Origin of the sequence: Saccharothrix longispora (assembly GCF_030852425.1) — a bacterium.
GTDB classification, from domain to species: domain Bacteria; phylum Actinomycetota; class Actinomycetes; order Mycobacteriales; family Pseudonocardiaceae; genus Actinosynnema; species Actinosynnema longispora.
Window position 1 is genome coordinate 55,145 of record NZ_NSDM01000004.1, and the last position, 18,792, is coordinate 73,936.

The following is an 18,792-nucleotide window of genomic DNA, read 5'->3' on the forward strand; positions in this document are numbered from 1 at the left end:
GTGAGGTATGGGTCACGCCCTAACCCATCCGGGAATGGCCTCGTCAGCCCCCGGCGAAGGGCGGCAGCACGTCCAGTTGTGATCCGGGCGACACGGGAGTGTCGAGGTTCCTGACCGCCACGCCGTCGAGGAGGTAGCTGCACGCGGGCAGGACGCGCGCCAGCTCGCCCCCGTGCCGGGCCGCCAGGACCGCCACGGCGGCCCGCACGGTCGGCTCGCCGCCGGGCAGCCCCACCTCCTCCCCGTCCACGCCCGCGGCCGCCCGCGCACCCGCGAAGTACCGGACCGCCAGAGCCGCCACGCCGTCCTCCGCCACGCCGTCCTCCGCCACGCCGTCCTCCACCGCGCCGTCCTCCACCGCGCCGTCCTCCACCGCGCCGTCCTCCCGCACGCGCCGTCACCCGCCGATCGCGCTCATGGGCCGGTCGGGCTGGTTGAAACCGGCGTCGTTGATGCCGTGCCCGGCGGCCTTCGCCCACGAGTTGCCCCGCCACGCCGCCGCGACCTCCTCGTCGGACGCGCCGCCGCGCAGCAGCGCCCGCAGGTCCGTCTCGGTCCGGCTGAACAGGCAGTTGCGCACCTGGCCGTCGGCGGTCAGCCGGGTCCGGTCGCAGGCCGCGCAGAACGGCCGCGTCACCGAGGCGATCACGCCCACCACCGCCGGCCCGCCGTCCACCAGCCACTTCTCGGCGGGCGCGCCGCCGCGCCCACCCGGCTCCGGGTCCAGGGTGAACGCCGTGCGCAGCGCCGCCAGGATCTCCTCGGCGGTCACCATGTCGTCCCGGTCCCAGCCGTGCTGCGGGTCCAGCGGCATCTGCTCGATGAACCGCAGCTGGTAGCCGTGCTCCAGGCAGAACCGCAGCAGCGGCACGGCCTCGTCCTCGTTGACGCCGCGCATCAGCACCGTGTTGACCTTCACCGGCGTCAGCCCGGCGGCCCGCGCCGCGGCGAGCCCGGCGAACACGTCGTCGAGCCGGTCGCGCCTGGTCAGCGTGCGGAACCGGGCCGGGTCGAGGGTGTCCAGCGAGACGTTCACCCGGTCCAGGCCGGCCGCCGCGAGCCCTTCGGCGCGCCGCGCCAGGGTCAACCCGTTCGTGGTCATCGAGATCCGCGGCCGGGGCCGCAGCGCGGCGGTCGCCGCCACGACCTCGTCCAGGCCGGGGCGCAGCAGCGGCTCACCGCCGGTGAACCGGACGTCGGTCACCCCCAGCCGGGTCACCGCGACGTCGAGCAGCCTGGTCAGCTCCGCGTCGGTGAGCAGGTCCGGCTTCGGCAGCCAGTCCAGCCCCTCCGCGGGCATGCAGTAGGTGCAGCGCAGGTTGCAGCGGTCGGTGAGCGACACGCGCAGGTCGGTCGCGATCCGGCCGAACCGGTCGACCAGCAGAGGTGTGCCCGGACGTCCCGCGGTGTCCGGGTTGCCGCGCACGGCGGGTAGCCCCAACTCGACAGCTGTCACCTCGTCCAGGGTAATCGGACCACACGCCGGGGTGGGCGGGGAGAAGCCGCACTGCGCACGCGGGGAGAGCGGAGGAGCATGCCCCACCCGGCGCCCCAGCCGCTAAGTTGCTCGGCATGACGAGCGAGCACGACGTTCCCGCCGACGTGGTGGAGCGGTTCGGCTCCTACGCCCGGGAGACGAGTGCGCTCACCGCCCGGGTCCACGGCAGGCTGGCGGAGCGGCTGGGCCTGTCGCAGACCGACGAGAAGTGCCTCGACCTGGCGCTGCGCGCGGAGGGACCGGTCACGGCCGGCCGGATCGCCGAGCTGTCCGGCCTGTCCACGGGCGCGGTGACCGGCGTGATCGACCGGCTGGAGCACGCCGGCTACGTGCGCCGCGTCCGCGACCCGCACGACCGCCGCAAGGTGCTCGTCGAGGTGACGCTCGGCGAGGAGGCCCGGTCCGCGCGCCTGTCGCTCGGCGCGCAGGCGGCCCTGGCGGAGGTGCTGTCGCGCTTCACGCCCGAGGAGCGGGACGTGCTGGAGCGGTACAGCAAGACGGTCATCGAGGCGTTCCGCAAGCGCGTGGTCGACGCCTGAGCCGGCGGCACCCCGAGCCGGCAGCATGTCGCCCATGGGCGACCAGTGGAACTACCTGATGGACATGGACGGCGTGCTCGTGCACGAGGAGCACCCGATCCCGGGTTCGAGCGAGTTCGTCGCCGAGCTGACCGCGAACGCCATCCCGTTCCTCGTGCTCACCAACAACTCCATCTACACCCCGCGCGACCTGCGCGCCCGGCTGTCCCGCACCGGCCTGGAGGTGCCGGAGTCGGCGATCTGGACGTCGGCGCTGGCGACCGCGAAGTTCCTCGACTCGCAGCGGCCCGGCGGGGCGGCGTTCGTCATCGGCGAGGCGGGCCTGACCACGGCGCTGCACGAGATCGGCTACGTGCTCACCGACCGCGACCCGGACTACGTGGTGCTGGGCGAGACGCGCACCTACAGCTTCACCGCGATCACCAAGGCCATCCGGCTGGTCGAGGAGGGCGCGAAGTTCATCGCCACCAACCCCGACGCCACGGGCCCGTCGCGGGAGGGCTCGCTGCCCGCGACCGGCGCGGTGGCCGCGCTCATCGAGCGGGCCACCGGCCGCGCCCCCTACTACGTGGGCAAGCCGAACCCGCTGATGATGAGGTCGGCGCTGCGGGCGCTGGGCGCGCACTCGGCGAACACGCTGATGATCGGCGACCGGATGGACACCGACGTGCGGTCCGGCCTGGAGGCGGGCCTGCGCACCATCCTGGTGCTGACGGGCATCTCCGCGGACTCCACCGCCGAGTTGTACCCGTACCGGCCGACGCGGGTGGTGAAGTCGATCGCCGACCTGGTGGGCCACTCGGCCGACCCGTTCCCCGAGGACGAGCCGAACCCCGTGTGACCCGCCGGGTGCGCGGCGCGGTCGCGCCGTCACGGTCCGCTCGCCGAAGATCACCCCCGCGGGTGAGCGGTCGCGCCGACCGCCGGGCGGAGCGCCGGAGCACTGATCGACTTGCGCGCACGACCTCCGCGCGTCGCCTATCGTCGCGGGTGTGGAACGACCGCTGTTCGTGGTCGGCGACGTGCACGGGCACCTCGCCGAGCTGATTCGCGCCCTGCACGCCTCGGACCTGGTGGACGCCGACGGCGACTGGACCGGCGGCGACGCGGAGCTGTGGTTCCTCGGCGACTTCGTCGACCGCGGCCCCGACGGCATCGGCGTGATCGAGCTGGTCATGCGCCTGCACGAGCAGAGCGGCGGGCAGGTCGACGCCCTCGTGGGCAACCACGAGGTGCTGCTGCTGGGCATGCACCGGTTCGGCGACGAGAACGTGCCGGGCGCCCCCACGCCCCGCAGCTTCGCCCGCAGCTGGCTGCTCAACGGCGGCCTGCGCAGCGACCAGGACCGGCTCACCGCGGCGCACGTCGACTGGCTGACGTCCCGCCGCGTGCTCACCGAGGTCGACGGCCACCTGCTGATGCACTCCGACACCCTCGCCTACCTGGAGTGGGGCGCCACGGTCGACGAGGTCAACGAGGCCGTGCGCCGGGTCCTCGAGGGCGACGACCTGGAGCAGTGGTGGGAGTGCTGGCGCAAGATGACGACCCGCTACGCGTTCCGCGGCCCGGACGGCCCGGCGGTGGCCACCGCGCTGCTCGACGTGCTGGGCGGCCGCGAGGTCGTGCACGGGCACAGCGTCATCGCCGACCAGCTGGGCGTGCCGCCGCAGGAGATCGACGGCCCGCTGCGCTACGCCGACGACCTGGTGCTCGCGGTGGACGCGGGCCTCTACAGCGGCGGCCCGTGCCTGGTCGTCCGCCTCGACGAGCCCGAGGCCGAGCCCGAACCCGAGGCCGGCGACTAGGGGACCGGCACGATCTCCTTGCCCAGCGGCATGAGCGAGACCGGCACCAGCTTGAAGTTCGCGATGCCGAGCGGGATGCCGATGATGGTCACGCACAGCGCCAGGCCGGTCACGATGTGCCCGATCGCCAGCCAGACACCCGCGACCACGATCCAGATCACGTTGCCGAGCAGCGACGGCGCGCCCGCGCCGGGCCGGTCCACGACGGTGCGGCCGAACGGCCACAGCGCGTAGTTCGCGATCCGGAACGAGGCGAGCCCCCACGGGATCGTGATGATCAGAACGCAGCACACGATGCCCGCGAGCACGTACCCCACGGCCAGCCAGAAGCCGCTCAGCACCAGCCAGATCACGTTCAGGATGAGCCTCACCCGACCATCCTGCCCGATTAAGCTGCCCGCTTGTGCAGAACAGACTCCGCTGGGGCGTCGTCGCCACGGGCGGCATCGCCGACGTCGTGACCGGTGACCTCCGCCTCCTGCCCGATGCCGAGGTGCTCGCGGTGTCGTCCCGCGCGCTGCCGAAGGCCGAGGCCTTCGCCGCGAAGCACGGCATCCCGCGCGCCTACGGCGACTACGCCGACCTGCTGGCCGACCCCGACGTGGACGTGGTCTACGTGGCGACGCCGCACGTCCAGCACCACGAGGTGAGCCGGGCCGCCCTGGAGGCGGGCAAGCACGTGCTGTGCGAGAAGCCCGCCGCGCTGACCTCCGCCGACCTGCGGGACGTGGTGGACCTGGCGCGCGAGCGCGGCCTGTTCTTCATGGAGGCGGTCTGGACCCGGTTCAACCCGCTCGTCACGCGCCTGGGCGAACTGGTCGCGGCGGGGGGGATCGGCGAGGTGCGGTCGGTCCGGGCCGACTTCGGCTTCACGCTGCCGCACGACCCGGCGCACCGGCTGTGGAACCGGGACCTCGGCGGCGGCTCGCTGTTCGACCTGGGCATCTACCCGGTGTCGTTCGCGCACCTGCTGCTCGGCGAGCCGGAGGTGGTGCACGCGCACGGGTCGCTGGTCGGCGGCGTGGACGCCGAACTGGGCATGCTGCTCGGCTACCCCGGCGGCGCGCACGCCCTGCTCGGGTCGTCGCTGGTCAGCCCGCTCAAGGACGGCGCGGTCGTGTACGGCACGAAGGGGCTCGTGGAGTTCCCGGAGGCGATGTACAACCCGGCGCGCATGATCGTGAACGGCGTGGAGCACACCCACGCGCAGGAGGGCGCGGGCTACGTGCCGCAGCTGCGCGAGGTCGTGGCGCGGGTCGCGGCGGGCGAGGTGGAGAGCCCGTCGATGACGCACGACGACTCGCTGGCGGTCCTGCGCACGATGGAACGCGCCGCCGCCGCAGTCGGCCTGTCCTACGAGGGCGTCCGGTGATCCCGGTCGGGTAACCCCCGGTCGCCGGGTCACGGCTCGCGCAGCAGGGCCTCCGCCACCGCCACCACGGCCTCGACCCGGCGGCTGCCCGGCGGGAAGTGCCGGCTCGGCGTGAGCAGGTGGCTGAGCGCGAGGCGCACGACCGTCTCCGCGGTCAGGCGCACGCGCGCGGCGGGCAGGGCGGGCCAGTGCGCGCCGATGTGCTGCGCGAACACCGAGGTGGCGAGCGCCAGGACCGGTTGGCCGCGGGTGGTGAGCAGCGGCAGCAGGTCCTCGGCGTTCGCCCCGGTGAACACGGACCGGGCCAGCGGGTCCTCGACGGCCAGCGCGAAGGCGAACCCGAGGCCGAGCCGCAGCCCCTCCACCGGGTCCGGGGCGGCGCGGAACCGCTCGCGCATGCCGTCGAGGAACTCGCCCGCCTTGAACAGGGCCACCGCCTGCACGAGCCGGTCCTTGTTGCCGAACTCGTTGTAGACGCTCTGCCTGCTCACGCCCGCCCGGCTGGCGACGTCGGCCATGCGCAGGCCGCGGGAACCGCGCGCCGCCACCAGGTCCGCGGCCGCCAGCAGCAGGGCGCGGGTGAGTTCCGTCACGCGACAGAGCTTGGCACAGCGGGGGTTACAGTCGGGGGGTGCCGCTGACCGTGGGATTCGACCTGGACATGACGCTGATCGACCCCCGGCCCGGGATGGCCGCCGTGATGGACGCGGTGGCGGCCGAGTCCGGCTACCCGCTCGACGGCGCCCACTTCGCGGCCAACCTCGGCCCGCCGCTCGACATGGTCTACCGCGGCTTCGGCGTGCCGGAGGAGGACGTCCCGGCCCTCGTCGACCGGTTCCGCGCGCTGTACCCGGACGTGGTGATCCCGGCGACGGTGGCGCTGCCCGGCGCCGCGCAAGCGCTTGCGGCCGTGCGCGAGCTGGGCGGGACGACGCTCGTGGTGACCGGCAAGTACCGCAAGAACGCCGCGCTGCACCTGGCCGCGTTCGGCTGGGAGGTGGACCACCTGTTCGGCGAGCTGTGGTCCACCGGCAAGGCCGAGGCGCTCAAGGCGCACGGCGCCGCGGTCTACGTGGGCGACCACGTGGGCGACGTGCGGGGCGCGAAGGCGGCGGGCGCGGTGGCGGTCGGCGTGGCGAGCGGGCCCTGCGCCGCCGACGAGCTGACCGCCGAGGGCGCGGACGTCGTGCTGCCCGACCTGACGGGCTTCCCGGACTGGCTGCGCGCGAACGCCGACCGGCTCAGCGCCGGGGCCGCTTCGAGTCCCGCACCGCGCTGACCACGCCCAGCGCGAGACCGGCGGGGGCGAGCAGCCAGCCCGCCGCGAACACCCACGCGGGCAGCCCGCGTTCGCCCACGACGAACATCGCGACGATCGCCACGACACCGAGCGCGAACAGGACCACCGCCGCCGGCATCAGCTTCGACATGCGGATGAGCCTAGTCGCGCGATCGGAGGTGCCTCCGGCCCGGTGTTCTGGCTACTCTGGTGGGACGCGCCTCGGGCACGCCCGGGGCGCGTTCGTCGTGTGAGTGCAAGAAGGATTGGTGAGCGCGGTGCCGACCGGCAAGGTCAAGTGGTACGACACGGAAAAGGGCTTCGGCTTCGTCACGCAGGACGGTGGCGAGGACGTCTACGTGCGCAAATCCGCGCTGCCCCCCGGCGTCGAGGGCCTGAAAGCCGGTCAGCGCATCGAGTTCGGCATGGCCGAGGGCAGGCGCGGGCCGCAGGCGCTGTCGGTGCGCCTGGTCGACCCCGCCCCGTCGGTGGCCGAGGCGCGCCGCCGCCCCGCGGAGGAGCTGCACGGCCTGGTCGAGGACATGATCAAGCTGCTGGAGACGAAGGTGCAGCCCGAGCTGCGCCGCGGCCGCTACCCGGACCGCAAGAACACCAAGCTGATCGCCGAGGTGGTCCGGGCCGTCGCGCGGGAGCTCGACCCGTAGGTCAGCGCTCCTCGACCCTGAGCACCCAGGTGCCGCGCGCCACGAAGTCGAACGCGCCGGTGGTGCTCGCCTCGATGCGCGCCCCGTACTGCTGCACCTCGACGCTCTCCAACCGGGCCCCGGGGTCCGGCAGCGCGAGCGTGTACGCGTACCGCGGCTCGCGCGAGGTGAACAGCTTGCTGCGCAACGGCTCCTGCGGCACGCCCGCGCCGTCGCGGTAGGTGAACTTCACCGACCACGCCGTCTCGGCCAGCTCGCCGGGCACGGAGATCTGCACCGGCTTCCCCGGCCGCACCCGCAGCACGCCCAGGGCGTTCGGGTCCACGTCGCAGTTCTCCGACTGGAGGTCGCAGTACTGCGACGGGCCGACGTCCACCGCGTGCCCGTCGGCGTAGAAGGTCACCTCGGGGTTCTGCGGGGCCGCGCAGGCGGCGAGGGCCAGCAGCGGGACGACGGCAAGCGGTACTCGGCGCACGGCCGCCGAGCCTACGTGCCGGGACGGGGCGCGACCGGGCCGGGGCGCAGCGGCCGGTCGCCGCCGAGGCCGGGCACCAGCGACGTGCCCCGCCGGGTCTGCACGGTCTGCGCGAGACCCAGCGCGAGCAGCACCGACAGCACGGTGAACCCGATCCAGTACTCGGTCGGCAGCAGCACGCCGAGCGCCCCGCCGAACACCCAGCCGAGCTGGAGGATGGTCTCCGACCGGCCGAACGCCGAGGCCCGCGACTCGTCCGGCACGTCGTCCTGGATCACCGCGTCCAGCGAGACCTTCGCCAGCGAGCTGGCCGTGGCCCCGACCAGGCCGACGGCCGCCGCCGTGGTCAGGCCGGGCAGCACCGCCGCCACCACCGCCGTGGCCAGGGCCGCGGCGAGGCAGCCGATGACGACGCCGTCGGGCGAGCCGAAGTGCAGGCGCGCGCCGACGGCGTTGCCGAGGAAGCTGCCGACACCGGCCGCCGCCGCGATCACGCCCAGCAGCAGGAGCTGCCTGAACGCGTCGCCCTCGGTCTGGGCGCGCACCACGAACGCGGAGAACAGCATCAGGAAACCGGTGAGCATCCGGATCGTGCCGTTGGCCCACAGCGACACCACGACCGTGCGGCCCAGCGGCTGCCGCCGCCGCTTCGGCGGCCGGTCCGGCTTCCCCGGCCCGGCCCGCAGCGTCGCGGGCACCTCGCCCTCGGTGACCTCCACCCACGACGGGATGCGCAGGCAGTAGTAGGCGTTGACGGCGCTCAACGCGGCGGTGAACCACAGCGCGCCGGGTGAGCCGAACAGGTTCGCGAAGCCGGCCGCGAACGCCCCGAACACACCGCCCGCGGCCAGGCCGAACACCGTCATCCGGGCGTTGGTCTTGGACAGCGTGATGTCGCGCGGCAGCACGCGCGGCGTGATCGCGGACTTGAGCACGGTGAACGACTTGGACAGCACCATGCTGCCCAGCGCCGCGGGGTACAGGCCCCAGTTGTCGAAGTTCGTCGCCATCACGATCGACAGCAGCACCCGCAGCGCGCACGACGCCGCGAGCGCGACCCGCCTGCCGTGCTGGACGCGGTCCAGCGCCGGCCCGATGACCGGCGCGACGAGCGCGAACGGCGCGACCGTGATCAGCAGGTAGAGGGCGACCTTGCCGCGGCTCTCGCCGGAGGCGGCGGAGAAGAACAGGGTGTTGGCGAGCGCGACGGCCATGGCGGCGTCGGCGGCGTAGTTCAGCATCACCGCGTAGGTGAGGGAGGACAGGCCGGACTGCTTCGCGCCGTCGGCGTGCGCGGCGCGGCGGAACGTGGCCAGCGCCTTCCCGCTCAGCTCGCGGGCGCGGAACCAGGCGACGCGGGTGACGGTCAGCTTCCTGGGCAGGGTCGGCGCGGTCGGCCGCTCGTCCGGCGGCGGGGCGAAGCGCGCTTCCTCCGGCCGCCCGTCGTCGCCGTACCAGGACTCCGCGACCCGGTCGCGCGGGTCCCGCGGCCCCCGTGCCGGCGCGCCCCGCGCCCCCGGGTCGCGGTCCGGGCGCGGCGCCCGGCGCGAGGGGCCCCGGCCGGGCGGGTCGGGCGGCGGCGGGGTCCCCGGGGTCGGGTACGGCCGGGTGCGCGGCTTGTACTCGTCGTCCTCCCACGGGTACCGCCGCGACTGGTCTTCCGGCCGAGGGGGTGTCACGCCCCAATCCTGCCTCACCGGGGACGCGGTCACCCCCGGGACGGGCGGTCAGCCCCCGGTGAACCTCACCCGGAAGATCGTCGGCCAGTTCTTGCCGGTGAGCAGGAACTCGTCGGTGCCCGGCACGGCCGCGATGCCGTTGAGCACGTCGGTCGCCGGCACGCCGGCCGGCCGCAGCCCCGCCAGGTCGTAGGTGGCGACGACGCGGCCGTCGGCGGGGTCGATCCGGACGACCTCGTCGGTCTGCCACACGTTCGCCCACACCTGCCCGCCGGCGCACTCCAGCTCGTTCAGCCCGGTCACCGGCCGGCCGTCGCGGCTGACCCGCACCGCGCCGGTCTCGGCGAACGTGCCGGGGTCGCGGAACACCAGCTCGTCCGTGCCGTCGCCCATCACCAGCCGGTCGCCGTCGCGGCACAGGCCCCAACCCTCGCCCTCGTAGGTGACGCGCCTCACTTCTTCGAGGGTGTCGCGGTCCCGCTCGATGGCCACGCCGTCCCGCCAGGTGAGCTGCCACAGCCGGTCGTCGACGACCGTGATGCCCTCGCCGAACAGCGGGCCGGGCAGGTCGACACGCCGCACCACCTCGCCCGTGCCGGGGTCGATCCGGCGCACCGACGACCGCCCCTCCAGGCCCGTGCCCTCGTAGAGCACGCCGTCGACCAGCTCCAACCCCTGCGTGAACGCGCCCGTGTCGTGGGGCAGCGTGCCCAGCACCTCGTAGCCACCCGGGGCGGGGCGGGACGCCTCGCCGGGGCCGCCCGGCGGCGCGCCGCACGCCGCCGACAGGACGAGGACCGCCACCACGAGGAACCACCGCACGTCCGAAAGGGTGGCACGTGTGCGCGGGAGCGCGACGACGTGCGGCACAATTCAACCGTGACCTCGACGCCGACCCAGCAGCCCGACCCAGTCCTCGCCGACACCGCCGCCGTGGAGCTCGCCCGAGCCGCGGCGCAGGAGGAGGCGGGCGCGGAACGCATCGGCGACCACGTGGGCGTGATCGCCGAGGACGAGGTGTCGGCCACCCACCTGTTCGAGGCCGAGCACGCGGGCTACCGGGGTTGGAACTGGGCCGTCACGGTCGCGTTCGCCGGCCCCGGCACGCCGCTGTCGGTCAGCGAGGTCGTGCTGCTGCCCGGTGACGAGGCGCTCGTCGCGCCCGACTGGGTCCCGTGGCACGAGCGGGTCCGCGCGGGCGACCTGGGCGTCGGCGACCTGCTGCCCGCGCCCGAGGACGACCCGCGCCTGGCGCCCGGCTACGTCGCCTCCGACGACCCGGCCGTCGAGGAGGTCGCCCTGGAGGTGGGCCTCGGCCGGGTGCGCGTGCTGTCCCGCGAGGGCGTGCTCGACGCCGCCCAGCGGTGGCACTCCGGCGACTTCGGGCCGCGCAGCGAGATGGCCCGCAGCGCGCCCGCGCACTGCGGCACCTGCGGTTTCTACCAGCGCGTCGCCGGATCGCTCGGTGCCGCGTTCGGGATCTGCGCGAACGAGCTGACGCCCGCCGACGGGCACGTGGTGCACGTCGAGTACGGGTGCGGCGCGCACTCCGAGGTCGAGGTGGAGGGCGGTTCGGCGATCCCCGTGGCCGACGTCGTGTACGACGACGCGGTGCTGGACGTGGAGGCCAACGAGGTCTCCGACGCCGGTGCCGGCACGGCTTCCGCCCGGACCCCCGCCGGCGAGAGCGGGCAGTGAGCCCGGAGCCGCGTGACCCGTTCGGGACCGCCGCGCTGCGCGAGTCGGTGCTGGCCGCCTGGCGGGGGTCGCCCACCCGGTTCCGCGAGGACGCCAACGCCGAGGAGGACCTGCGCCTCGGCGGCTACCGCGACCGGCTGCTGGTCGAGCTGGCGCAGAACGCCTCCGACGCGGCCGGGGCCGAACCCGGCGTGCTGCGGCTGACCGTCGTCGACGGCGAGCTGCGCGCGGCCAACACCGGCGCGCCGCTCGACGCGGCCGGGGTGTCGGCGCTCGCGTCGCTGCGGGCGTCGTCGAAGTCGGCGGGCACGGTCGGCCAGTTCGGCGTCGGCTTCGCCGCCGTGCTGGCGGTGACCGACGCGCCGCGGGTGGTGTCCCGCTCCGGCGGCGTCGCGTTCTCGGCGGCCCGCACCCGCGAGGCCGTGCCGGAGCTGGCGTCGGCGCGCGGCGGCGACGTGCCCGTGCTGCGGCTGGTGTGGCCGACCGACGAGGACGACCTGCCCGAGGGCTTCGACACCGAGGTGCGGCTCCCGCTGCGCGCGGACGCCGGCGGCGTGCTGGCGGAGTTCGCGCTCCAGGTGCCCGACCTGCTGCTGGCCCTGCCGGGGCTGCGGCGGGTCGAGGTCGGCGACGAGGCGTGGGAGCGCGCGGAGACCGGCGGCGTCGTGGAGCTGACCGGGCCCGGCGGCGTGCGGCGGTGGCTGGTGCACCGGGACGCCGGCGAGCTGCCCGGGGAACTGGTGGCCGGCGTGGAGGCGCGGCCCCGGTGGTCGGTGTGCTGGGCGTGGCCGGTGGACGAGCCGCTGTCCGGCGACGTGCTGCACGCGCCCACGCCGACCGACGAGAAGCTGTCCCTGCCCGCCCGGCTGATCGCCACGCTGCCGGTGGAGCCGTCCCGGCGGCGGGTGCTGGCCGGCGACGCGGCGTCGTTCGTGCTGGACCGGGCCGCCGCCGCGTACCCGGCGCTGGTGACCGCGCTGCCCGCGGTCGAGCGCACCTCCCTGGTGCCGCTGCCCGGCTTCCCGCTGTCCGAGGTGGACGACCGGCTGCGCACGGCCGTGCTGGCCGAGCTGCGGTCGGCCTCGTGGCTGCCGCTGGCCGACGGCGAGTGGGGTGCCCCGGCGACGTCCAAGGTGCTGGACGCCGCGTCGTTCGACCTGGTCGAACTGCTGGAGGACGTCGTCCCCGGCCTGCTCGACCACGAGCTGACGCTGCCGTCGCACGCCCGCGCGCTGGCGGCGCTGGACGTGCCGCGCATGTCGGTCGCGGAGGTCGTGGCGGCCCTGTCCGGCGTCGGCGGAGACCCGTCGTGGTGGCGGCAGGTCTACGAGGCCCTGTCGCCGATCGCGGACGTCGACTCGACGGCCCGCGAGGAGATGGGCAGCCTGCCCGTGCCGCTGGTCGACGGTCGCCTGGTGAGCAGCCCGCGCGGCGTGCTCGTCGGCACCGACGCCGACCTGTTCTCGGTGCCGGGCCTGCGGATCGCGCACCCGGAGGCCGCGCACCCGCTGCTGCTGCGGCTCGGCGCGACCGAGGCGAGCGCGGCCGAGCTGCTCGACTCCGACGCGGTGCGCGAGGCCGTCCGGCAGAGCCTCGACGACCCCGGCATGGAAGGGCCCGAGCTGGTCTCCACCGTCCTGCGGCTGGTGTCGCGGGCCGGCGGCCGGCCGTGGCTGGGCGCGCTGGCGCTGCCGTCGTCCTCCGGCGAGTGGCGGCGGGCCGACGAGCTGGTGCTGCCCGACTCGGCGCTGCTGGAGGTGCTGGAGGACGACGCGCCGTTCGGCGTGCTCGCCGCTCCGGTGGCGGCGGAGTGGCCGCGCGAGGTGCTGACCGGCGTGGGCGTCATCGACGGGTTCACCGTCGTGGACGACGACTCGCCCACCGAACCGGACCACGACCTGGCCGACGAGGGCTACTGGTGGGACGCGTTCGACGTGCCGCCGACGCGGGTGCTGGGCATCCGCGACCTGGATCTGGTGGCGCACGACAAGTGGCCGCGGGCGCTGGCCATGATGGCCGCCGACCCCGTGACGTGGCGCGCGGTGACCGAGCCCGACGGCTACACCGGCTGGTGGCTGGCCCGCTACGCGACCCTGGGCGGCGCGCCGCTCGGCTCGTGGCGGCTGCCCGACGCCGTGGAGCTGGAGGGCCTGTACGACGTGGTGCCGGACGTCGGCCTGCCCGCGCACGTGCTGGCGGCGGCGGGCGTGCGCACGTCGTTGGGCGTGCTCGACGAGGACGACGTGACCGACCTCCTGGCCCGCCTGGGCGATCCCGCCCGCACCCTCTCCGACGCCCTGGTGCTGCGGGTCCACGCCCTGCTCGCCGCGGTGGCCGACGACGTGGGCGTCGAACCCCCCGACCGGGTCCGGGTGCTGACCGGGGCCGCCGAACCGGCGGACGACGTGCTGGTGCTGGACCTCCCGTGGCTGCTGGGCGTCCTGCCCCCGGAGCAGGTCCTCACCTCGTCGGGCTCCGCCCCCGCCCTGGCCGAGCTGCTGGCCCTGCCCCTGGCCTCGGAAGAGGTGACCGGCGAGGTCGTCGGCGCCGGTGACGAGGTCGTGTGGTCGGACCTGGGCGCGGTGCGCCTGGCGTGCGAGCTCCTCGGCGTGGAGGTGCCCACCGCCACCGTGGTCGTCCACGACACCCTCGTGGTCTCCGCCGAGGGCGCCGAGCACGAGGTCCCCTGGTGGGTCGCCGACGACGTGGTCCACGCCGCCGACACCCCCGAGGGCCTGGCCCGGGCCCTGGCCTGGACCACGTCCCGCTGGGCGGACCGCCACACCTTCACCGCCCTGATCACCACCCCGACCCCCATCACCCTCCTGGCCTGACCCGCGAGAGTCGTACGTTCAGGCTGCGGGAGTCCAACCCCCAGGTCCCGCGAGTCGTACGTCCAAGTCCCGCGAGTCGTACGTTCAGGGCCCCTGAGTTCTACGTTCGGGTACTCGGCGAGTCCTGGACGTAGAACTCAGAGGGCCCGAACGTACGACTCGCCCGGCCTGGACGTACGACTCGCGCGGCTTGGGGGTTGGACTCTCGGGTCAGTCGGTCAGGCCTTGGCCTTGTTGGGCGGTGCGGCGGCCGCGGCGGGCGGCGGAGCGCTGCCACGTGAAGACGCCGTAGCCGATCACGCCCAGCAGGCTGCCGGACAGGCACGTCCACAGCAGCGTCGTCTCCGACCGCCAGAACAGCAGCACGACGAGGAACCCGACGAACCACAACCCCGTCCCGGCCACGATGGCGGGCACCGGGTCGGCCAGCCTCGCGGGCAGCGGCGGCGGGGCGGGGAGCGGTGCTGCGGGGAGGGGCGGTGCGTCCTGTTCGGCCACGTCAGGCAGGCTACCTGTCCGAAACACGGGTGGGGCACGCTCTGCCTCCTCGCCACACCGACGACCAAGGAGAAGAGATGGCCACCGCCGACCCCGCCGACCCCGCCGCCTCTGACGCGGCCCCCGACGACACCGACGCCGACGCCGGTTCACGAGGACCGGGCGCGGGGGCGTCCGAACCCGGCGCGACCGCCGGGAGCGGTGCCGGGCCCAGGGTGTCCGGGCTCGACGCGTTCTTCAAGATCTCCGCGCGCGGCTCCACGGTCGGCCGCGAGGTGCGCGGCGGCCTGGTCACGTTCGTGACCATGGCCTACATCGTCGTGCTGAACCCGCTGATCCTGGGCAGTTTCGCCGCCGACGACCCGTCCGCCAAGGTCGACGTCCTGGGCAACATCCTCACCGTGCCGCAGGTGGCGGCGGTCACGGCGCTCGTCGCGGGCGTCATGACGATCCTGTTCGGACTGGTCGCGAACTACCCGTTCGCGCTCGCCACGGGCCTGGGCATCAACTCGTTCGTCGCGGTGACGATCGTGCCGCAGGTGTCGTGGCCCGAGGCGATGGGCCTGGTCGTCGTCAACGGCCTGGTGGTGCTGCTGCTGGTCGTCACGGGCGTCCGCACGGCCGTGTTCAACGCGGTGCCCGCCGAGCTGAAGGCGGCCATCGCGGTCGGCATCGGCCTGTTCATCTGCTTCATCGGCCTGGTCGACGCGGGTTTCGTGCGCCGCGTCCCGGACGCCGCGGGCACGACCGTCCCGGTCGGACTGGGCATCGGCGGCTCGATCGCGTCGTGGCCCACGTTCGTGTTCGTCGTCGGCCTGGTCCTGACCGGCATCCTGGTGGCGCGCAAGGTCAAGGGCGGCATCCTGATCGGCGTCCTGTCCGCGACCGTCCTGTCCGTCGTGATCGAGGCGATCGTCGAGGCGGGCCCGTCGGCGGGCGTGAACCCGACCGGCTGGAACCTGGGCTACCCGGCGCTGCCGGACGAGGTGTTCGGCCTGCCGGACCTCAGCCTGCTCGGCGACGTGTCGTTCGGCGCGTGGACCCGGGTGCCCGCGCTGACCGCCGCGCTGCTGGTGTTCACGCTGGTCCTGACGGACTTCTTCGACACGGTCGGCACGATGACGGGCCTGGGCAAGGAGGCCGGGCTGATCGGGAGGGACGGCCAGTTGCCGGGCGTGTCCAAGGCGCTGTTCGTGGACGGCCTGGGCGCGGTGGCGGGTGGTGCGGCGTCCTCGTCGTCGAACACCGTGTTCGTCGAGTCGGCGGCCGGCATCGCGGAGGGCGCGCGGACGGGCCTGGCGAACGTCGTGACGGGCCTGCTGTTCCTCGCCGCGATGTTCCTGACCCCGCTGTACTCGATCGTGCCGGTCGAGGCGGCGGCGCCGGCGCTGGTGATCGTCGGCGCGCTGATGATCGCCCAGGTCAGGGAGATCGACTTCGCCGACTTCTCGGTGGGGCTGCCCGCGTTCCTGACCATCGTGGTCATGCCGTTCACCTACTCCATCGCGAACGGCATCGGCGCGGGTTTCGTCAGCTACGTGCTGCTGCGCGCGCTGACCGGTCGGGCGCGCAGCGTGCACCCGTTGATGTGGGTGGTGTCGGCGGCGTTCGTCGTCTACTTCGCGATCGGGCCGATCCAGGCGGTCCTGGGCGGCTGACGATCCCGGGGTGGTGGAACGGGAGGACAAGTTCACACGATGGGTGCACAGATCGTGAGGTATGCTAACTACGTGGCGGAGACCGAGGTGGAAGCGGGACTGGCGAGCCGGTTGCGACTGGCCGTCGTCAGGCTGAACCGCAGGCTCCGCGCGCAGCGGGTGAACTCCGCGATCTCGCTCACCCAGGTGTCCGCGCTGTCCACGCTGCACAAGTGCGGACCGCTGACGCCCGGCGAGCTGGCCGCCAGGGAAGGCGTCCAGCCGCCGTCGATGACCAGGGTCATCGCGGCGCTGGAGGAGTACGGCTTCGCCACGCGCCGCCCCCACCCCACCGACGGCCGGCAGGCCATCGTGGAGCTGAGCGAGGCGGGGCTGAGCTACATCGACGAAGAGGTGTCCGCGCGCGAGGCCTGGTTGGACGTCCGGCTGGCCGAGCTGACACCGGAGGAACGGGACGTGCTGTCGCGCGCGTCCGGGATCATCGACAGGATGGCGGGGCAGTAACGACGTGCCGGCGTACGCGGGTGGTGCAGAGACCGGTCAGCTCGATCGCAACACGGCCGCACCCCCGCCGCGCAGCGGCATGTTCGGCTCCCTCCGCGTCCGCAACTACCGCCTCTACGCGTCCGGCCAGGTCGTCTCGCTGGTCGGCCTGTGGATGCAGCGCGTCGCCCAGGACTGGCTGGTCCTGGAGCTGTCGGACGGCTCACCGGTGGCGCTCGGCATCGCCGCCGCGCTCCAGTTCGCGCCGACGCTGCTGCTGTCGCTGTGGGCCGGTGTGCTCGCCGACCGGCTCGACAAGCGCAAGCTGCTGCTGGTGCTGGAGACCGGGCTCGGGCTGTGCGCGCTGGTGCTGGGGCTGCTCGACGTCACCGGCGTCGCCGAGCTGTGGCACGTCTACCTGCTGTGCCTGCTGCTCGGCGCGGTGTCCGCGGTGGAAACCCCCGTGCGGCAGAGCTTCGTGGTCGAGATGGTCGGCCGCGACCAGCTGACCAACGCCGTCGCGCTCAACTCCATGACGTTCAACCTGGCCCGGATGGTCGGCCCGGCCGTCGCCGGCGGGCTGATCGTCTTCGTCGGGACGGGCTGGGTGTTCCTGATCAACGCGGCCAGCTTCCTCGGGGTGCTGCTCGGGTTGTTCCTGATGAACCCGCGCGAACTGCACCGCGGCGACCCGGTGCCGCGCCGGAAGGGGCAGTTGCGGGAGGGGCTGCGGTACGTCCGCAAGCGCGCCGACCTGGTGATCCTGCTGTTCCTGGTGTTCTTCATCAGCACGTTCGGGTTGAACTTCTACGTGACCCTGGCGGTGTTGGCGCGCAACACCTTCGGCGGCGACGCCAGTGCGTACGGCCTGCTGTCCACGATGCTGGCGGTCGGCACCCTGGCGGGCGCGACCCTGGCCGCGAAGCGCAGCGCCAACGGCAAGCCGAGGCTGCGCCTGCTGATCATCGGCGCCCTCGCGTTCGGCGTGCTGGAGATCGTCGCCGGCGTGCTGCCCACGATGTGGCTGACGGGCGTCGCGCTGATCCCGCTGGGCATCGCCATGATGACGTTCACGACCACCGCGAACGCCACCGTGCAGCTGGCCGTGGAGCCCGCGATGCGGGGCCGGGTCATGGGCCTGTACATGCTGGTGTTCCTGGGCGGCAACCCGGTGGGCGGCCCGGTGATGGGCTGGCTGGCGGAGCACTTCACCCCCCGCGCGCCGCTCGTGGTCGGCGGCGCCGTGTCGATCCTCGCGGCCGTGGTGGGCGGGATCGTGCTGGCCCGCCGGGGCGGCCTTACCCTGCCGATCCCGCGCTTCGGCCTGCGCCGCCGCTCCCGCCCCTGACCCGCGCGCCACCCGTCCGACCACCCCGTTCGCCAGGCCGTCGCACCCCGCCCGGCCGCTCCACCCGCCCCGTCCGCCCGGCCGTCGCACAATCGTCGCGTGGTCATCGCAACGGACTGGGTCCGCCTGCTCGTCGTCTGCCTGGTCCTCACCGCCGCCGCCGCGGCGGTCGTGCGGTGGGGCGGCCTCGCGTCACCCGGACCGGTCGTCCGGGCGGCCCTGCGGGCGACCGCGCAACTCGCCGCCGTGTCCGCCGTCATCACGGCGGTGCTCGCGTCCCTGCCCTTGACGGTCGGCTTCCTCGTCCTGATGGCCGCCGTGGCGACCGGCACGTCCGCCGCCCGCACCGGGACCGGCCGGCGGGGCGCGTGGGTCGGGGTCGCCATCCTCGGCGGCGCGCTCCCCGCCGTCGCGCTGCTGGTGCTCGGCGGCCTGGTGCCGGTGACCGGCATCGCGCTCGTCCCCGTCGGCGGCATCCTCGTCGGCGGCGCGATGACCGCGACCACGCTGTCCGTCCGGCGCGCCCTCGACGCCCTGCGGGACCGGCACGGCGAGTACGAGGCGGCGCTGGCGCTCGGCTTCACCGAACCGGACGCGGTGCGCGAACTCGTGCGCCGGCCCGCCGCCGAGGCCCTCCTGCCCGCGCTCGACCAGACCCGCACGGTGGGGTTGGTGACGCTGCCCGGCGCGTTCGTCGGGATGCTGCTCGGCGGTGCGCCGGTGTGGCAGGCGGGGGCGCTGCAACTCGTCGTGCTGCTCGCCCTGCTGGCGGTGGAGGCGGTGGCGATCGTCGTGGTCGTGGAACTCGTGGCGCGCGGTTTCGTGCGCCGGGCTTCACAAGAAGAGGAGCTTAGGCTAACCTAAGTCACGTCGCTTCGTGGTGGGAGCGGCAGTCAGTTCGGGAACAGACGAGGCCCCGCCTCCCGGTCGTACCGCCGGGCGGCGGGGCCTCGTCGTGCCC

General features: G+C 74.2%; 21 protein-coding genes. 12 read left to right on the plus strand and 9 right to left on the minus strand.

Annotation, left to right across the window (positions count from 1 at the left end; translation table 11 throughout):
- Positions 1-43 precede the first annotated feature (43 nt).
- Together CKY47_RS10965 and moaA are read right to left on the minus strand one after the other, a co-directional pair.
- On the minus strand, positions 44-331 hold the full coding sequence (locus tag CKY47_RS10965; protein WP_472909120.1) for a MoaD/ThiS family protein: 288 nt from the start codon (positions 329-331) through the stop codon (positions 44-46).
- A 66-nt stretch (positions 332-397) separates the two neighbouring features.
- Positions 398-1,456, minus strand: coding sequence for a GTP 3',8-cyclase MoaA (gene moaA / locus CKY47_RS10970; protein WP_306745610.1), 1,059 nt, complete (start codon positions 1,454-1,456; stop codon positions 398-400).
- A gap of 116 nt (positions 1,457-1,572) precedes the next feature.
- On the opposite strand from moaA, the gene CKY47_RS10975 reads away from it, so the two are divergent.
- From CKY47_RS10975 to CKY47_RS10985, 3 genes are all read left to right on the plus strand, one after another.
- Entirely contained in the window at positions 1,573-2,037 is a 465-nt protein-coding gene (locus CKY47_RS10975; protein ID WP_306745611.1) for a MarR family winged helix-turn-helix transcriptional regulator, read from the plus strand.
- A 34-nt stretch (positions 2,038-2,071) separates the two neighbouring features.
- A complete protein-coding gene (locus CKY47_RS10980) occupies positions 2,072-2,878 on the plus strand; it encodes an HAD-IIA family hydrolase (protein ID WP_306745612.1) in 807 nt (268 codons plus the stop codon).
- Positions 2,879-3,029: 151 nt separating this feature from the next.
- Positions 3,030-3,842, plus strand: a complete 813-nt coding sequence (locus CKY47_RS10985) for a metallophosphoesterase (protein ID WP_306745613.1) — start codon at positions 3,030-3,032, stop codon at positions 3,840-3,842.
- On the opposite strand, the gene CKY47_RS10990 is transcribed toward CKY47_RS10985, so the two are convergent.
- Positions 3,839-4,213 carry a YccF domain-containing protein gene (locus tag CKY47_RS10990; RefSeq protein WP_306745614.1) on the minus strand — a complete coding sequence of 125 codons (375 nt, stop codon included), beginning with the start codon at positions 4,211-4,213 and terminating at the stop codon, positions 3,839-3,841. The two genes, CKY47_RS10985 and CKY47_RS10990, sit on opposite strands and share 4 nt — an antisense overlap.
- A 32-nt stretch (positions 4,214-4,245) precedes the next feature.
- Here CKY47_RS10990 and CKY47_RS10995 point away from each other — a divergent pair, with 32 nt between their 5' ends.
- Positions 4,246-5,214, plus strand: a complete 969-nt coding sequence (locus tag CKY47_RS10995) for a Gfo/Idh/MocA family protein (RefSeq protein ID WP_306745615.1) — start codon at positions 4,246-4,248, stop codon at positions 5,212-5,214.
- A 29-nt stretch (positions 5,215-5,243) separates the two neighbouring features.
- Here the strand turns inward: CKY47_RS10995 and CKY47_RS11000 are convergent, their stop codons facing one another.
- Positions 5,244-5,807: a TetR/AcrR family transcriptional regulator gene (locus CKY47_RS11000; RefSeq protein ID WP_306745616.1), complete on the minus strand. Its 564-nt coding sequence runs from the start codon at positions 5,805-5,807 to the stop codon at positions 5,244-5,246.
- Between the two features lie 38 nt (positions 5,808-5,845).
- On the opposite strand from CKY47_RS11000, the gene CKY47_RS11005 reads away from it, so the two are divergent.
- Positions 5,846-6,493 (plus strand): HAD family hydrolase, encoded by a 648-nt coding sequence (locus tag CKY47_RS11005; RefSeq protein WP_306745617.1) that lies wholly within the window; start codon positions 5,846-5,848, stop codon positions 6,491-6,493.
- Here the strand turns inward: CKY47_RS11005 and CKY47_RS11010 are convergent.
- Positions 6,456-6,644 carry a hypothetical protein gene (locus CKY47_RS11010; RefSeq protein WP_306745618.1) on the minus strand — a complete coding sequence of 63 codons (189 nt, stop codon included), beginning with the start codon at positions 6,642-6,644 and terminating at the stop codon, positions 6,456-6,458. The two genes, CKY47_RS11005 and CKY47_RS11010, sit on opposite strands and share 38 nt — an antisense overlap.
- Before the next feature lie 127 nt (positions 6,645-6,771).
- Between CKY47_RS11010 and CKY47_RS11015 the strand changes: the two genes are divergently transcribed.
- Positions 6,772-7,158, plus strand: a complete 387-nt coding sequence (locus CKY47_RS11015; RefSeq protein ID WP_306746005.1) for a cold-shock protein — start codon at positions 6,772-6,774, stop codon at positions 7,156-7,158.
- Between the two features lies 1 nt (position 7,159).
- Here the strand turns inward: CKY47_RS11015 and CKY47_RS11020 are convergent, their stop codons facing one another.
- From CKY47_RS11020 to CKY47_RS11030, 3 genes are read right to left on the minus strand one after another with little or no spacing between them, the layout of a single operon-like run.
- Positions 7,160-7,633: a DUF2771 family protein gene (locus CKY47_RS11020; RefSeq protein ID WP_306745619.1), complete on the minus strand. Its 474-nt coding sequence runs from the start codon at positions 7,631-7,633 to the stop codon at positions 7,160-7,162.
- 11 nt (positions 7,634-7,644) lie between these two features.
- Entirely contained in the window at positions 7,645-9,312 is a 1,668-nt protein-coding gene (locus CKY47_RS11025) for an MFS transporter (protein ID WP_306745620.1), read from the minus strand.
- Positions 9,313-9,360: 48 nt separating this feature from the next.
- On the minus strand, positions 9,361-10,134 hold the full coding sequence (locus CKY47_RS11030) for a glutaminyl-peptide cyclotransferase (RefSeq protein ID WP_306745621.1): 774 nt from the start codon (positions 10,132-10,134) through the stop codon (positions 9,361-9,363).
- Between the two features lie 57 nt (positions 10,135-10,191).
- Here CKY47_RS11030 and CKY47_RS11035 point away from each other — a divergent pair, with 57 nt between their 5' ends.
- Positions 10,192-11,010, plus strand: a complete 819-nt coding sequence (locus tag CKY47_RS11035) for a DUF3027 domain-containing protein (protein WP_306745622.1) — start codon at positions 10,192-10,194, stop codon at positions 11,008-11,010.
- Positions 11,007-13,844 (plus strand): sacsin N-terminal ATP-binding-like domain-containing protein, encoded by a 2,838-nt coding sequence (locus CKY47_RS11040; RefSeq protein WP_306745623.1) that lies wholly within the window; start codon positions 11,007-11,009, stop codon positions 13,842-13,844. The genes CKY47_RS11035 and CKY47_RS11040 overlap by 4 nt, the downstream gene beginning before the upstream one ends.
- A gap of 210 nt (positions 13,845-14,054) precedes the next feature.
- Here the strand turns inward: CKY47_RS11040 and CKY47_RS11045 are convergent, their stop codons facing one another.
- Positions 14,055-14,342, minus strand: coding sequence for a DUF2530 domain-containing protein (locus CKY47_RS11045; RefSeq protein WP_306745624.1), 288 nt, complete (start codon positions 14,340-14,342; stop codon positions 14,055-14,057).
- Between the two features lie 77 nt (positions 14,343-14,419).
- Here CKY47_RS11045 and CKY47_RS11050 point away from each other — a divergent pair, with 77 nt between their 5' ends.
- The 4 genes from CKY47_RS11050 to CKY47_RS11065 all read left to right on the plus strand — a co-directional run bounded on the left by CKY47_RS11050 (position 14,420) and on the right by CKY47_RS11065 (position 18,695).
- Entirely contained in the window at positions 14,420-16,000 is a 1,581-nt protein-coding gene (locus CKY47_RS11050; RefSeq protein ID WP_306745625.1) for an NCS2 family permease, read from the plus strand.
- Between the two features lie 39 nt (positions 16,001-16,039).
- Positions 16,040-16,504, plus strand: coding sequence for a MarR family winged helix-turn-helix transcriptional regulator (locus CKY47_RS11055; RefSeq protein ID WP_306745626.1), 465 nt, complete (start codon positions 16,040-16,042; stop codon positions 16,502-16,504).
- A gap of 4 nt (positions 16,505-16,508) precedes the next feature.
- Positions 16,509-17,831 carry an MFS transporter gene (locus CKY47_RS11060; RefSeq protein ID WP_306745627.1) on the plus strand — a complete coding sequence of 441 codons (1,323 nt, stop codon included), beginning with the start codon at positions 16,509-16,511 and terminating at the stop codon, positions 17,829-17,831.
- A gap of 99 nt (positions 17,832-17,930) precedes the next feature.
- Entirely contained in the window at positions 17,931-18,695 is a 765-nt protein-coding gene (locus CKY47_RS11065; protein ID WP_306745628.1) for an ABC transporter permease, read from the plus strand.
- Positions 18,696-18,792 lie beyond the last annotated feature (97 nt).

Bases quoted from the DNA above. Each gene is read 5' to 3' on its own strand.
- CKY47_RS11055 (WP_306745626.1), top strand. From the start codon at position 16,040: ATGGGTGCACAGATCGTGAGGTATGCTAACTACGTGGCGGAGACCGAG.
- CKY47_RS11010 (WP_306745618.1), bottom strand. From the start codon at position 6,644: ATGTCGAAGCTGATGCCGGCGGCGGTGGTCCTGTTCGCGCTCGGTGTC.
- CKY47_RS10975 (WP_306745611.1), top strand. From the start codon at position 1,573: ATGACGAGCGAGCACGACGTTCCCGCCGACGTGGTGGAGCGGTTCGGC.
- CKY47_RS10980 (WP_306745612.1), top strand. From the start codon at position 2,072: ATGGGCGACCAGTGGAACTACCTGATGGACATGGACGGCGTGCTCGTG.
- CKY47_RS11050 (WP_306745625.1), top strand. From the start codon at position 14,420: ATGGCCACCGCCGACCCCGCCGACCCCGCCGCCTCTGACGCGGCCCCC.